The following is a 13,809-nucleotide window of genomic DNA, read 5'->3' as shown; positions in this document are numbered from 1 at the left end:
GTGGGTTGGAGGCGGCTCCCCGCACCCGTTACGGAAGATTACCTACTGTTGTTCATGGTTTCGAAACCAGACACGACCAGGTGACTCGGCTGGTCCACCGGAGCGGCTGATACCAGCAGTCGACCCTCGTGCAGGTCACCCACATGAGTCAGTTCTTCGGTGGGGAACCGCCGAGTTGCGTAACCGATCAAGAACGGGCGGATGTTCATCGCTGGTTCGTCGCGAGAGTTCCCGGCGGCGCGTCCGGAGACGGCTCAGCGACCGGTCCGCGGTACCTCGGTGAGCTACCAGACCTTGACCGCAGCCACCGGCGCACTGATCGAAAAGGCGACCGCCGAACGCGCCGCCCCTGATACCGTCGCGCCGATGTTCCAGTTCATCGTCCTCTTCAGCTGACGGTCCTGCGGCCCGCCCCTCGCAGATCCAGCACCGACCCGGGCGGGTCTCAGCGCGCCGTTTTTCGGCGCAGGAACCCGTTGGCCGCGCGCGCCTCAATCCGCGCTGTGCACTGGAGAACGACGTGTCAACTGAACAATTTTCCTACTGGGCTGCGCTGCGCCAACCCCACGTAGTGCGCTCTTTCCTGCCAAGCATCCTGGGCCGGTCGTCGCTGGCGATGTCCGGGCTCGCGCTCGTGTTGCTTCTGGAGTCCGGCAGGGGGTCGTTCGCCGCGGCAGGAGCCGTCACGGCCGTGCTGGGAACTGCCAATGTCGTTGCGACGCCCTGGCGAGCGCGCGCGGTCGACCGGTTCGGGCAGACAGCCATCTTGTCCGTGCTGGGTGCGCTCCACACGATCGCGCTCATCGTGTTCGCCGCGAATCCGGACGCACCGTTGCTTTTCTTGCTGTGCCTTGGCACCGTTGCGGGGCTGTCAATCCCGCCGTTCGGCTCGACGATGCGCGTCGTCTGGTCGGCGGCGCTCGCCAGCGGGCCGCTGCGTACTCGCGGTTTGAGCCTGGACGCCGTCGCCGAAGAGTTGATTTTCGCCGTCGGCCCCTTGACCTCCGCGATCCTCACCGCACTCGCGGATCCGACGCTGGCGCTTTATGTCTCAGCTGGGTCTGTCGCCGCAGGCAGCGGCCTTTTCGTGCTCAGTCCCCTGTCCAGGCAGCAGCGGGGACACCGCGCCAAGACCCTTGCGAAAACTTCGAAACCTTTGCGGTCGCCCGGCTTTCTCCCTGTGCTGATCGCGATCCTCGCGCCGGGAATCATCCTCGGCGCGGTCGAGATCGTGGCACCAGCCATGGGGGCAGCCGAGGGCTCCGCGGTTCTCCCGGGCGTCGTCTTGGCCCTGTTCGCGGGTACCAGCGCACTTGGCGGTCTGCTGTACGGCCGGCTTAATCCGCGGTGGTCGGCTGAACGGCAGCTGCTCATTCTCGGCGCCGCGTTGGTCGGCATCAGCGCGACCGCCGGGCTCATTGGGTCGACACCGGTGCTCGTCATCGGCATCGGCGCAGCTGGCGGCTTCATCGCACCCCTGCTCATCGTCGGCTACCTCGCGGCAGACGCCCGCACCGATCCCAGCGCGCGGACGGAAGCGAGCAGTTGGATCAACACCGCGGTCAACCTCGGCGCCGCCGCTGGCTCCGGCCTCTTGGGCGCGGCGACAGAAACCACGGCACCCGGCACCGCACTCGCGATCTGTACGGCAGCCGCGGCGTTCGTCCTGCTCGTCAGTGTGCCCCGGCACCGTCACGCAGTGCGGTGAACGGTCAGTCGCGAGCCGCGTTCCTTCGCCACGACGAGATCCCGCGCGCCTTCGGACCGGGCGCAGGACTTGATCGACCGCGGCGGGCAACGGGTCGCAACCATGCCGTCAGATCATCACCGGATAGCGAATCAGTCTTGGACGCCGGGTTGCGCGAAGCGGCAAGGCTTGAGAGATGGTCTCCGCTATTCGTCTCCCTGTTCCCGGTTCCGATACCCGCCGAGCAACAGCTTCGTAGTCAGCTTGAGGTGCGCGCCCAGCAGCGATGGACCTCGGCGGATTCACGCAGCGATCTGTTACGACGGCAGCCCATCGCTCGGCCGCCCGGATGCTATCGACCGCGTTTCGGCGATCACCCACGGCCGATCGGACGCGACGCTGAATCGACACGGCAGGCGCGAAAGAGGTTCTCAATGGCGGCTTGTCGGACCTGACGGGCAAGAAGTATGTGCACGCAGCCGAGTTCCTCAATGAGAACGCGGGCCGCCTGGTCGAGAAGCACGTCAGCGCCGTAAAGGGCGAAGCGTCTCGGCTCAAGGAAGAGGCCGACCTCGCCAAGGAGCGCTACCTGAAAGCACCGCCCGGCAGCGACGAGGCCAAGTTCCAGACTGAAACGGAAATGGCGAAACGCGCCGCGGCCGAGGACCTGGAGACGGACGCGGCCTCGGTGGCTCGACGGGTTGGCAGCAAGATCCCCGTGGTCGGACTGGGCATCACGGCAGCCGGGATCGGGTGGGACATCCACGAGGGCAAGCCGCCCGCTAAGGCGATCATTTCCGGCCTCGCGGGCGCTGGTGCGGCCGCGCTGGTTGCCGGTCCGGTCGGCTGGGGTGCCCTCGCCGCTGTCGGCGTGGGTATCGGTGCCGGCGCTCTGGTTGATTACGGCTGGGACCACTGGGTTCCCGAGGGAGCCAAACACGCGATCAACGAAGGCGCGGAGGCCGTGGGGCATGCGGTCGGCAATGCTGCGAGCGCGGTGGGCCACACGGCCACGAAGATCTGGAATTCGATCTTCTAGCGTCCTGGTCAGCCAGACTCGGGATAGGCGAACGGAGAACGGAGCAAGATGACGGACACGCCGGGCACGGTGACGGGCCGCGTGCCCCAGCCCAGCGAGTGGGCCGGAGCCAGGAAGACGCGGTACGTGCTGATCGCGTTCGTGTTCGCGCTGTTGACCCTCGGTGGTATCGCGGTCGCCGTCTCGACGTTCGGCAGCGGGCCGTCAGACCCTCGCAGCGGTGTCATCATCCTCGCCACACCCCTGTTTCTCGGCGTCGCCCTCGATGTCCTGCTCACTCGTCTGCTGACGTCCGCGCGCGGTGCACGCGGTGTGCGGACGGGTCAGGTCCCCGAGGTCGGGGAACCCGGGCTGCTCGTGCCGTACTCGGCCACGCTCACCACCATCCACGTCGCCGCGGCAGTAGTGTGTTTCGCCTTGTTCGCAGTGCTCGGCATCGCCGCCGCCGCGGTCGTCGCCAGCCAGGGGGCGCATGGCAACGCCGCTGCCGCCGTGATCGCGATCGTGTGCCTGGTGTGCGTGATCTCGCTGATCGTCAGCGGGGTGCTGGTGCTGCGGGGCAAGCTCCGGCGCGGCGTGCTCGTGCTGACTCCCCGCGGCGTCTACCACTGCTCCTGGTCGTTCTCGACGTATGCCGACTGGGACACGATCATGTACGTCGGCGCGGCCGACGCGAACGGCCCGATCATCGAGCTCGCCACCAAGGACAGCGGCGAGCGCTGGTACCGCCGGCGCACCCGGCTACGTCGCCAACCGGAGCTGGCGTTCAACCCGCATATCGGCATCCAAGCGCGCCTGCTCTCCGCCGATCCCGCCCTGGTCTACCAGACCCTGCGCTTCTACCAGCGGAATCCTCAGGCCCGCACCGAACTCGGAACCGAGGCTGCCGTGCAACGCGTCCGCACACGAGCAGTCGTCGTCGCTGATACCGCGCGATAACTTCGTCGACCGCTTGGTGTAGCTGAATCAGTGGCTTGACCGGGTGCGCCATGAGCACACCCCGCGCTAGGAAATCAGCCACGGGCCGGGATGCCCAAAAGTGACGATTCAGTGTGAGCTCGGGCGTCGCAGGTTCAAAGCTCACAGCGCTGACCAGCGGTTATGTGCCCCCGGCAGGATTCGAACCTGCGACACCGGCTTTAGGAGAGCCGTGCTCTATCCCCTGAGCTACGAGGGCAGTCGCGTGCTGCTGGCTACATCCTAGCGGGGGGTGCGGCTGGAGAAGTCAGGTACGTCAGCGCCATCTCCGTCGCCTCCTCTGCCCAGGTCTTCCAGGACCGGTCGTCTGGCCAGAATCGGCAGGTCGCGGCGCGGTGGACGCAGGCGCCGATGATCGTTCGGGCCGCCATTTTCACGTCGGAGACATCGGCCGGAGACAGGGCTTCCAGCAGGGCGTCTTGGATCGCGGACAGTGCGGCCAGACCGCGGTCTCGGGCGTCGGAGCGTTGGGCGTCCAGGAGTTCCGGGAAGATCCGGTCGTGGTCGGCAAACGTCTGCGCCAGGGCAGCCACGAAGGCGGCGAAGAGGGAGCGGAGGTCTGGCGACGCTGAGCGGAGGGCGTCTCGGACGTTCGTTTCCAGCTGGGTCAACAGCCGGTCCTTGACGGCGTGCAGCAGCTGTTCCTTGCCGTCGAAGCGGCGGTAGATCGTGCCAACCGACATCCCCGCTTGCGAAGCCACTGCGGCGACGGTGAAGGACTCCAAGCCTTGCTCGGCCAGGACGTGTTCGGCGGCGGTCAGCACTTTCTGCAGCGAAGCACGGCTGCGCGCTTGTTGCGGCGGGCGGAAGCCCTCGCTGGTCTGGCTCACTCGCGGCACGCTACCGGTAGCGTCAGATAGATGCGAATGGTAATTTCCGTTCGCATCTAGCGGAGGGGCCATGGTCAGCATCGAGGTGCGCAACGCCTACGTCGACTTTCCGATCTTCGACGCCAAGACGCGGTCGTTGAAGAAGCGTGTGCTCGGGAAGGTCGGAGGCAGGATCGCCAGCGGAGCCAGGGTGCCGGTGATCGAGGCGTTGCGGGACGTGTCGTTCCGGCTCGACGAGGGCGACCGGGTTGGGTTGGTGGGGCATAACGAGGCTGGGAAGTCCACGTTGTTGCGCTTGCTGTCCGGGATCTATGAGCCGACGCGCGGCGTCCGGAGAGTCGCGGGGCGGGTCGCGCCGGTGTTCGATCTTGGGGTCGGGCTCGATCCGGAGCTGTCCGGGCGCGAGAACATCCTGGTCCAGGGCTTGTTTCTCGGGATGAGCCGCCGGCAGATGGCGAAGCGCGTCGAGGATATCGCGGAGTTCACTGAGCTGGGCGACTATCTGCAGCTGCCGTTGCGCACGTACTCGGCCGGCATGCGGGTGCGGCTCGCGCTCGGAGTCGTCACGACGATCGATCCGGAGATTCTGCTGCTCGACGAAGGGCTCGGCACGGTCGATGCGACGTTTCTCGCCAAGGCGCGCGATCGGCTCAAGGACCTGGTGAAACGGTCGGGGATTCTGGTGTTCGCGAATCACTCCGACGAATTGCTCGCGGAGCTGTGCGACACCGCGCTGTGGATGGACGAGGGCCAGGTTCGGCAGCACGGCTCGTTGTCCGCCGTTCTTACTGCCTACAGCGGGAGGCCGGCGGTTTTAGAGCGGGAGCAGTGATCCGCTGCGTTTCAGTGGGCACAGTGGTTAGTTGCCTTGTGCTTGCTCGAAACAATGCCGGTGCGCCGTCGCGAACTCGCGGAAGCTCCGCGGCCGTTGGCCGGTGACGTCCTCGACTGCGGACGTCACGGTTTCCGCGCCGCCGTCCAGGTACGTGTTGCATACCTCGACCAGCGCTTTGGCGTGGAATGCGGACATTCCGGCTTCGGCCAATGCGGAAAGTGCTTGCTCGTTCGACATTCCGCGGTACGTGATCGGCCGGCCGAGCACCTCGGACAGCACTGCCGCGGCTTCGTCGTACGTCAGCGCCTCGGGGCCGGTCAGTGCGTACGCCTTGCCTGCGTGACCGTCCTCGGTCAGGACCCGAAACGCTACGCGGGCAATGTCTTCGGCGTCCACGAAGGCAATCGGACCGCGGATCAGCGGGCTGGCGAAGAAGTTCCCGGACCGGATGGTTCCGGCCCAGTTTCCCGAAAAGGCTTGGAGGTAGAAGTTCGCCCGGAGGAACGTCCAGGACAGCGGCGACGTCTCCAGCATCCGCTCGATCGGGCGGTGCAGCCGGGCGATCGGCGTGAGTTCCTCGTCCGCCCGCCACAGCGACTGTTTCACCACGTGCGAGACCCCGGCGGACACGGCAGCTTCGACCACATTGGACTCGTTGCCGGTCTGTCCGGGGCTCGTCGCACCCAGCAGGAACACCTTCGACACTCCGGCCAACGCCGGTTGCAGGCTGGCCGGATCGGACATTTCGACGGTGACCGCGTCGATTCCCTCAGCGGCGGCTTTCTCTGTCTTCTCCGGGGAATGGTAAGCGGCACGGAAGGGCACCTCGGCCGCGCGCAACTGGTCGACCAGCGCTGATCCCACGTTGCCGCTCGCACCCGTCACCAGGATCATGCGCTCCGCCTTCGCGCGTCGAGGAAACTACGCAGACGAGCGAGTGTAGTGGATCAGCGGATGGCGACGGGGTTTTCGAGTCACGCGCCCGCGGCTTGTGCCCGGCGCTGCGCCAGTTCCTCGACCGCCGACGGCAGCGTGGTTTCGAAGTCGATGAGCTTCGCCCAGGTCGGAGTCACGACGATACGGACCATGCCGTCGACGTACAGGGAGCGGACCTCGGCTTCCCATTCGACGCGCTGTTCCGGCGTCATCTCGTAGGTGCCGTTCATCTCGAGGAACTCCTCCGGGATGTGGTCGACGTAGTCGAGCTCGGCGCGACCGCGCAGGAGCAGGATCTTCGGCGGGTGCGACTCGGTGTCAATGGTCAGCGCGACCATCGGGTTCGCCCGCAGCGCGGGCAGTTTCGGGGCGTTCTTGGTGGTGCACAAGACGATCTCGGTACCGTTCCAGCTGAACGCGATCGGGACGCTGCGCGGCGTGCCGTCCTTCGCGACATAGGCCAGCCGGGTGATGTCGCGGGCGAGCAGTTCGCGGCTGAGCGGGCGGTTCAGGACCTCGGCGATTTCCTGCGGTTCCATGACGGTCTCCTTCTCGGTCTGCGGCCTCGTGGTCGGCCAGGTGCTGCGGGGACGGAGCCGGGACGGCGTTCTCGACATTACCTCGACAGTGACCTGAGTCACATTGATGACTACAACACTTGTACAAGCGCTTGACAGTTCTCCGGAGGATGGCGTTGAGTACTTCAGGAGCCGGAAAAGCGGGGAGGTGAGGGCGATGCGCGACACGAGCCCAGGGCGAAGTACGCCCTCGGACCCCGACTTGTCCCCGTCTTCCGGCATCCCCGGTTGATCCCGCTTCCCCGCCCGTCTGGCCCGCGCCGGACGGGTCTTCGGAGTGCGCGGAACCCGGGTGCCCCGATCGGCCCGCCAGAGGCCGAAGGGAGTGCTCGTCATGACCACTGACGCAAGCGTGCACATCGACCGGCGCACCACCGCGGTCCTCGACGACCACCACGTCGGCGACATCCGCGGCGCGCTCGGCACCATCAAAGCGGGCGACTCCGCGCCGCGGACCGGCCTCAGCGCCAAGCTCAAGACCCTGCTCGCGATCGTCGGGCCGGGGTTGATCGTGCTGGTCGGCGACAACGACGCCGGCGCGTTCGCCACCTACAGCCAGGCCGGGCAAAACTACGGCCCGAAGCTGCTGTGGACCCTGCTGCTTCTGGTGCCCGTGCTGTACGTGAACCAGGAAATGGTGCTCCGCCTCGGCGCGGTCACCGGCGTCGGGCACGCCCGGCTGATCCTCGAACGCTTCGGCAAGTTCTGGGGCGCGTTCTCGGTGCTCGACCTGTTCCTGCTCAACGCGTTGACGCTGGTCACCGAGTTCATCGGCATCACGATGGCGACCCGCTACCTCGGCCTGCCGACGGTTCCGTCGGTCGTGCTGGCCGCGGCCGTCATCGTCGGAGCCGCGTTCACCGGCAGCTTCCGGCGGTTCGAGCGGATCGCGATCTTCTTCTGCCTCGGTTCGCTGACGCTGATCCCGGTGTACGTTTTCGCGCACCCGGCGCCAGCGGAAATGCTCGGCGGCCTCGTGCCGACGATGCCAGCCGGACCTGGCGGGACGGCTGAGCTGATGCTGCTGATCATCGCGATCGTCGGCACCACGGTCGCGCCGTGGCAGCTGTTCTTACAGCAGTCCTACGTGATCGACAAGCGCATCACGCCGCGGTTCATGCGCTACGAGAAGGCGGATCTGTGGATCGGCCTGGCCGTGGTGATGGTCGGCGCGGCCGCGATCATGGGAATCGCGGCGACGGCCTTCGCGGGCACCGGCACACCGTTCTCCGACACAGCTGCTGTCACGAACGGCATCGAGGCTTACGCGGGACGTACGGCGGGCGCGCTGTTCGCCGTCGCGTTGCTGGACGCGTCGATCGTCGGGGCGTTCGCAGTGTCGCTGTCGAGCGCGTACGCGATCGGTGACGTCTTCGGGATGAAGCACTCGCTGCATCGCGGGGCACGGCACGCGAAGGGCTTCTACGCGGTGTACGCCGGTCTCGTCGCACTGTCGGCCACCATCGTGCTCATCCCGGGCTCGCCGCTGGGCCTGCTCACCACCGGGGTGCAGACGCTGGCGGGAGTGCTGCTGCCATCGGCGACAGTGTTCCTCTTGCTGCTGTGCAACGACAAGGCGGTGCTCGGGCCGTGGGTCAACGGACGGCTCACCAACCTGTTCACCTCCGTGGTCGTCGGTGTGCTGGTGGTGCTGTCGGTGATCCTCACCGCGGCGGTGCTGTTCCCGGACATCAGCGCGGACCAGATCTTCCTGATCATGGCGGTCAGCGGCGGAATCGGCGTGCTGACCGCCGGGTACGCGCTTCTTCGCCGCCGCAGCGCCGCGCCGATCGATCGCACCGGACGCGCGGAGTGGCGGATGCCGCCGCTGCAGTACTTGCCGCCGCCGGAGCTGTCGATCGGGCGCAAGATCGGGTTGACCGCACTGCGCACATATCTGTTCCTGGCGATGGCCCTTGTCATCGTGAAGCTCGTCCAGCTGGCTATGGGTTAACTCTGTGTCAGCTTCCTTCTCAGCGTGTACACAGCGAGTGTCCAGAACAGTGAGGTCACCATGACGTCCCGGCACCGGAAGGCCCGATGACCGACCCCCACGACAGACGTGTCGCCGCGTCCCGCGGGGCGGCGGCACGCGGTGTCGCCGCCCGTGCCGCGGCCCGGCGCAGGCGGCTCACCGGCCGGGTCGCGCTGGCCCTCGCGGCCGCGTTGACGCTCGCGCTGACCGGTTACGGCTGGGCCGCCTACAACGGCGTGGTGTCGGGCCTGCAGGTTTCCGACGTGCTCGACGGGCAGTCGACCTCCAGCGGCGGCGACACCAACATCCTGATCATGGGCCTCGATTCGCGGCTCGACGAGAACGGCAACCCGCTGCCGAAGGACATCTACAACTCGCTGCACGCCGGGGACCAGCAGGACGGCGGCTACAACGCCAATGTGCTGATGCTCCTGCACGTCCCCGGCGACGGCAGCAAGGCGACGTCGATCTCGATTCCGCGCGACGATTACGTTCCGCTGGCGGGCTGTCCGGACAACGTGTGCAAGGGCAAGATCAAACAGGCCTACGGGCTGGCGTTCGACGAGAAGGCCAAACAGCTCATCTCGCAGAACGTCACCGACAAATCGCAGCGCGAGCAGCAGGCACGCGACGCGGGCCGCCGGGCGGAAATCGACACCGTGCGGAGATTCCTCGGCGACGTCCCGATCGACCATTTCGTCGAGGTCACCCTCGTGGCGTTCTTCGAGATCGCCCAGGTCGTCCAGCCGATCACGGTGTGCCTCAACGAGGACACCCAGGACAGCTATTCGGGCGCGAACTTCCACGCCGGCCAGCAGGAGATCAGCGCCGAGCAGGCCGTCGAGTTCGTCCGGCAGCGCCGCGACAACGTGCATCCCGCGCTCAACTTCACCGACCTCGACCGCGAACGCAGGCAGCAGGCGTTCATCGCTTCGCTGGCCTATCAGCTCAAACAGGGCGGCACCTTCACGAATCCGGCGAAGCTCCAAGGGATTATGGACGTCGCGAAGCAGAACACCGCGGTCGACAGTTCGCTGGACCTGCTCGCGCTCGCGAAGCAGGCGTCCAGCCTGACCGGCGGGAATGTCAGCTTCGTGACGCTTCCGGTCGATCATTTCGGCAAGAGCCCGTCCGGCGAGGACGTCAACTTCGTCAATACCGCGCAAATCCAGTCCTTGGTCGCGCAACTGCTCAGCGGCGCTCCGATGCCGAGCCCTGCCGCCTACGCGACGCCGACCACGGAACCGACACACAAGCACCGAAGCAGCAGTAGCAGTAGCAGCAGCAGCGACCCGAGCACCACGTCGGCCGCGCCCGCGGCACAGCAAGCGCCGCCGTCGGTGCTGAGCGGAGGCGGAATCCCTTGTGTGAAATAACTTCGACGACGGAAGCTCCGCGCGTCTTAATGTCCTATCAGGACGGTTAAGGCATAATCGGCCCGGCGCGGTCCTTCCCCGCGCCGGAAGTTCGGCGGACGGCGGTGCGCGAGTGGCTACGACACGGAACAGACGAAGCCGGGGTCCGGTCGCGATCGTCGGCTGGCTGTCCCGGCCGCTGGCGTCGTTCCACCTCGTGCTCGCGCTGTGCGGTCTGCTCACGCTGCTCGGCGTCATCATGGTGCTGTCAGCGTCGTCGGCGCAGCCGGGCGGCGTGTACAGCACGTTCCAGAAGCACATCATTTTCGTCCTCATCGGCCTGGTCGCGCTGTGGGCCGGGCTGCGGGTTCCGTTGCGGCGGATCAGGTCCCTCTCGCCGATGCTGATGCTCGTGACGCTGGTGCTGCTCGCGCTGGTGCTCACCCCGCTCGGCGCGAAGGTGAACGGGGCGCAGCGGTGGTTCACGCTCGGCCCGCTGACGTTGCAGCCGGTCGAGCTCGCGAAAGTGGCGTTGACCTTGTGGGGCGCGCACATTCTCGTGGTGAAAGCCCGGCTGCTGCACCATTGGCGGCATTTGCTGGTGCCGCTGGTGCCGGTCGCGCTGCTGATGTTCGCCCTGGTGATGGCGCAGCCGAACCTCAGCGGGACGATCTCGCTCGGCATCGTGCTGCTGTCGCTGCTGTGGTTCTCCGGCGCGCCAGGACGGTTGTTCGCCGCGCTGCTGGCCGGCGGCGTGGGCGGGTTCGTGGTGCTCGCGCTGGTCGCGGACTACCGGCTCGCGCGCGTGCTGTCGTTCCTCTCCCCCGACGCGGACACCTCCGGTGCCGGGTACCAGGCCGTGCAGGCGCAGTACGCACTCGCCGAGGGCGGGCTGTTCGGCGTCGGGCTCGGACAGGGCGCGTCGAAGTGGAAGTACCTGCCGAACGTGCAGAACGACTTCATCTTCGCGTTGATCGGCGAGGAACTCGGGTTCCTCGGCTGCGCGGTGGTGCTGCTGCTGTTCGGCGGGCTCGCGCTGGTCGGCCTGCGGATCGCGACGCGCAACCTGGACCCGTGGATCCGCGTCGTCGCGGCGACGATCACCGTGCTGCTCGTGGCGCAGGCCGCGGTCAACATCGGGTACGTGGTGAACGCGCTGCCGGTCACCGGGGTGACGCTGCCGTTGGTGTCGTACGGCGGGACGTCGCTGATCGTGACGATGTTCCTGTTCGGCGTGCTCGCCAGCTGTGCCCGGCACGAGCCCGCCGCGGTAGCGGATTTGAACCATCTCGGGCCGGGGAAGATCGGTCGGCTTCTGCGGTTGCCGGTGCCGGAGCCGTACCGGCCGGTTCGGACGCCGACGAAGACGACTCGCGTACGACGTCCGGTGCGGCCTCGCTGACGCTTATGGCTAGTTCCGCGTGAGAGTTCGCGCGGGTCCGTTCGCGCTCCCGGACTTCACCGTTTCGGCCAATGCCACGACGGCTGGTCCAGCCTCCCCTGCCCAGCCACCACCGTCGCGCCGAAGTCCTTTTCCAGTTCCAGTACCGAGGCGTCCTCGAGAAACCGCACCAGCAGCTGGGAGTGCGACACCACCAGCAATTGCGTCTTCTTCGCCGCGGCGGTGATCAACGCGGCCAGCGCTGGCAGCAGGTCCGGGTGCAGGCTGGTTTCCGGTTCGTTCAAGACCAGCAGCTCCGGTGGGCGCGGGCTGAGCAACGCCGCGGCCCACAGCAGGTAACGCAGGGTGCCGTCGGAGAGTTCGGCGGCGCTCAGGGGGCGCAGCAGACCGTGCTGGTGAAAGCGGAGGTCGAACCTGCCGTCGGCAGCGGTCACTTCGATGGACGAGCCGGGGAAGGCGTCGTCGATCGCGGTGGCCAGGGCGTCGGCGTCGGTGGATTCCTGGATGGTGCGCAAGGCCGCGGCCAGGTCGCCGCCGTCGTGGTCCAGGGCCCAGGTTCGGGTGCCGATGCGGCTTTGTCTCGCCGGGGCGTCGGCGTCGGTGCGGAAGTGGTCGTAGAACCGCCAGCCGCGGACTCGGTCGCGGACGATCAGGAGTTCCGGGCACAAGCGCGGGTCGGCGAATTCGCCCAGCATGCTGTCGGTGAGAGCGATCGAGTGGCCGCTCTCGATCCAGGAGCCTGCCTCGTCGCGGATGCGGACTCTCGTGCCGGAGCGGTCGGCCAGCAACGCGGACGGGCGCAGTACTGGGCCGTGCCAGACGCACTCGCGTTTGTATTCCGGGTCCAGGTTGAAGGCCGTCTCGCTGGGGATCGGGAGGCCGAAGTCGAGTGCGTAACCGAACTCGTCACCGGAGTAGCCGAGTCGCAAACCCACCGATTTGGTTCGCCGCAACGGTTGCACCGGGGCACGGCCTTCCCGCACCGCTCGGCTGATGGTCTCCGGGCCTGCCCACAGCGTCGACGGCAAGCCGCCTTCTCCGGCGAGGGCCGCGACCGCGCCGTTGCGGCCTGCGTCGGCGAGCAGGCGCAGCGCGCGGTACAGGCTGGACTTGCCGGTGCCGTTCGCGCCGACGATCACGGTGAGCTGCGACAACGGCAGCACCAGGTCACGCAGCGAGCGGTAGTTCTGGATCGCGAGGGTGGTCAGCACGCCGAAACCTCCGCGGGCAGGCTGAAGCGGGGGAATAACTCGGGTTCGAGGAACCAGGTGACAGTGCGGATTCGGTCGCCCCACGGGGCGAGGACGAGGATTCCGGCGGGACGCCCCGCGGTTCCGCCGGGTTCGGTGAGATAGCAGGCGAAGGCCGGGTGGGTGTTGGCGCGCGTCGGAAGAAGGCAGAACCTCCGGGTGCCGCGCCACTGGCCGAACCTGGTCAGGAATGCGGTGACGGACTCCCGGCCGACGTATTCGTGCGGCGCGGGCGGCATGGCGAGCCAGCCGTCATCGGTCAGGAGCGCGACCACGCCTTCGACGTCTCCCTCGCTGAAGGCGTCGGCGAATCGTTGCGCGATCTCGCGTTCGCGAGGTGCTGGCGGGGCGGGTTCGACGGTCTGCCGCAGCTGGGCCCGGGCGCGTTGCAGAGCGCCTTTGACCGCGGTGGAGCTGGTGTCGAGCAGGTCCGCGACCTCGTCGGTGGAGTAGTCGAGGACGTCCCGGAGCACGAGGACGGCGGCCTGGCGCGGCGGGATTCTCTGCAGGGCCGCGACGAACGCCAGCTCGAAGGTTTCCTTGGCGCTGTACCGCGCGGCGGGGTCGTCCGGTGCGGGCTGCAGCCACGTCACTTCGGTGCGGCGGGTCGGCTCGGTCGGGGTGAACGGCGGCGACGGTGCCGCCGGGACGCGACGGCCGGCGTCGCGGCGGGCGTTGAGGCAGCGGTTGGTGGCGATGCGGTACAGCCAGGAGCGGACCGAGGCTCGACCGGCGTAACCGTCCAGTCCGCGCCAGGCGGCGAGGAGCGTCTCTTGCAGCAGGTCCTCGGCGTCGGTGAGCGAGCCGAGGAGGCGGTAACAGTGCGCCTGCAGCTCGTGCCGATAGGGCTCGACCAGCTCACGGAAGGCGTGCGCGTCTCCGGCGCGTGCCCGATCGAGGATGTCCTGGCCCACCTGTCGCATCCTGCCACCGTTCCGTTTCCG

Annotated in this window: 12 protein-coding genes and 1 tRNA gene; 7 read left to right on the top strand and 6 right to left on the bottom strand. The window is 67.5% G+C overall.

Annotated elements, in window-relative coordinates; genetic code table 11:
- The first annotated feature begins 616 nt into the window (after positions 1–616).
- The 3 genes from H5411_RS20205 to H5411_RS20195 all read left to right on the top strand — a co-directional run bounded on the left by H5411_RS20205 (position 617) and on the right by H5411_RS20195 (position 3,665).
- Positions 617–1,708: an MFS transporter gene (locus H5411_RS20205; protein ID WP_208637409.1), complete on the top strand. Its 1,092-nt coding sequence runs from the start codon at positions 617–619 to the stop codon at positions 1,706–1,708.
- A gap of 421 nt (positions 1,709–2,129) precedes the next feature.
- A complete protein-coding gene (locus tag H5411_RS20200) occupies positions 2,130–2,726 on the top strand; it encodes a hypothetical protein (RefSeq protein WP_101437516.1) in 597 nt (198 codons plus the stop codon).
- 48 nt (positions 2,727–2,774) lie between these two features.
- A complete protein-coding gene (locus tag H5411_RS20195) occupies positions 2,775–3,665 on the top strand; it encodes a hypothetical protein (protein WP_183124652.1) in 891 nt (296 codons plus the stop codon).
- A 165-nt stretch (positions 3,666–3,830) separates the two neighbouring features.
- On the opposite strand, the gene H5411_RS20190 is transcribed toward H5411_RS20195, so the two are convergent.
- Positions 3,831–3,903, bottom strand: a tRNA-Arg gene (locus H5411_RS20190).
- Between the two features lie 16 nt (positions 3,904–3,919).
- Positions 3,920–4,534: a TetR/AcrR family transcriptional regulator gene (locus H5411_RS20185; protein ID WP_312878468.1), complete on the bottom strand. Its 615-nt coding sequence runs from the start codon at positions 4,532–4,534 to the stop codon at positions 3,920–3,922.
- 70 nt (positions 4,535–4,604) lie between these two features.
- Between H5411_RS20185 and wzt the strand changes: the two genes are divergently transcribed.
- Entirely contained in the window at positions 4,605–5,366 is a 762-nt protein-coding gene (wzt, locus tag H5411_RS20180; RefSeq protein WP_183124651.1) for a galactan export ABC transporter ATP-binding subunit Wzt/RfbE, read from the top strand.
- A 27-nt stretch (positions 5,367–5,393) separates the two neighbouring features.
- Here wzt and H5411_RS20175 read toward each other — a convergent pair whose 3' ends face one another.
- Together H5411_RS20175 and H5411_RS20170 are read right to left on the bottom strand one after the other, a co-directional pair.
- Positions 5,394–6,263 (bottom strand): SDR family oxidoreductase, encoded by an 870-nt coding sequence (locus H5411_RS20175; RefSeq protein WP_183124650.1) that lies wholly within the window; start codon positions 6,261–6,263, stop codon positions 5,394–5,396.
- An 80-nt stretch (positions 6,264–6,343) separates the two neighbouring features.
- Complete coding sequence (locus H5411_RS20170) at positions 6,344–6,844, bottom strand: pyridoxamine 5'-phosphate oxidase family protein (RefSeq protein WP_101437468.1); 501 nt, start codon at positions 6,842–6,844, stop codon at positions 6,344–6,346.
- Between the two features lie 373 nt (positions 6,845–7,217).
- Between H5411_RS20170 and H5411_RS20165 the strand changes: the two genes are divergently transcribed.
- The 3 genes from H5411_RS20165 to ftsW all read left to right on the top strand — a co-directional run bounded on the left by H5411_RS20165 (position 7,218) and on the right by ftsW (position 11,615).
- Complete coding sequence (locus H5411_RS20165; RefSeq protein ID WP_183124649.1) at positions 7,218–8,837, top strand: NRAMP family divalent metal transporter; 1,620 nt, start codon at positions 7,218–7,220, stop codon at positions 8,835–8,837.
- An 86-nt stretch (positions 8,838–8,923) separates the two neighbouring features.
- Positions 8,924–10,234, top strand: coding sequence for an LCP family protein (locus H5411_RS20160; RefSeq protein WP_183124648.1), 1,311 nt, complete (start codon positions 8,924–8,926; stop codon positions 10,232–10,234).
- Between the two features lie 112 nt (positions 10,235–10,346).
- Positions 10,347–11,615, top strand: coding sequence for a putative lipid II flippase FtsW (gene ftsW / locus H5411_RS20155; RefSeq protein WP_101437465.1), 1,269 nt, complete (start codon positions 10,347–10,349; stop codon positions 11,613–11,615).
- Positions 11,616–11,671: 56 nt separating this feature from the next.
- On the opposite strand, the gene H5411_RS20150 is transcribed toward ftsW, so the two are convergent.
- Together H5411_RS20150 and H5411_RS20145 are read right to left on the bottom strand one after the other, a co-directional pair.
- The gene (locus H5411_RS20150; RefSeq protein ID WP_183124647.1) at positions 11,672–12,826 is read right to left on the bottom strand and encodes an AAA family ATPase; all 1,155 of its coding nucleotides are present in this window, start codon (positions 12,824–12,826) and stop codon (positions 11,672–11,674) included.
- Positions 12,820–13,788: an RNA polymerase subunit sigma-70 gene (locus H5411_RS20145; RefSeq protein ID WP_220817178.1), complete on the bottom strand. Its 969-nt coding sequence runs from the start codon at positions 13,786–13,788 to the stop codon at positions 12,820–12,822. Before H5411_RS20145 ends, H5411_RS20150 begins: the two co-directional genes overlap by 7 nt.
- Between the last annotated feature and the right edge of the window lie 21 nt (positions 13,789–13,809).

Source organism: Amycolatopsis echigonensis, assembly GCF_014174495.1.
Lineage (GTDB): Bacteria > Actinomycetota > Actinomycetes > Mycobacteriales > Pseudonocardiaceae > Amycolatopsis > Amycolatopsis echigonensis.
The sequence above is the reverse complement of the archived record's forward strand: the minus strand, read 5'-3'. Positions and strand labels throughout refer to the sequence as shown.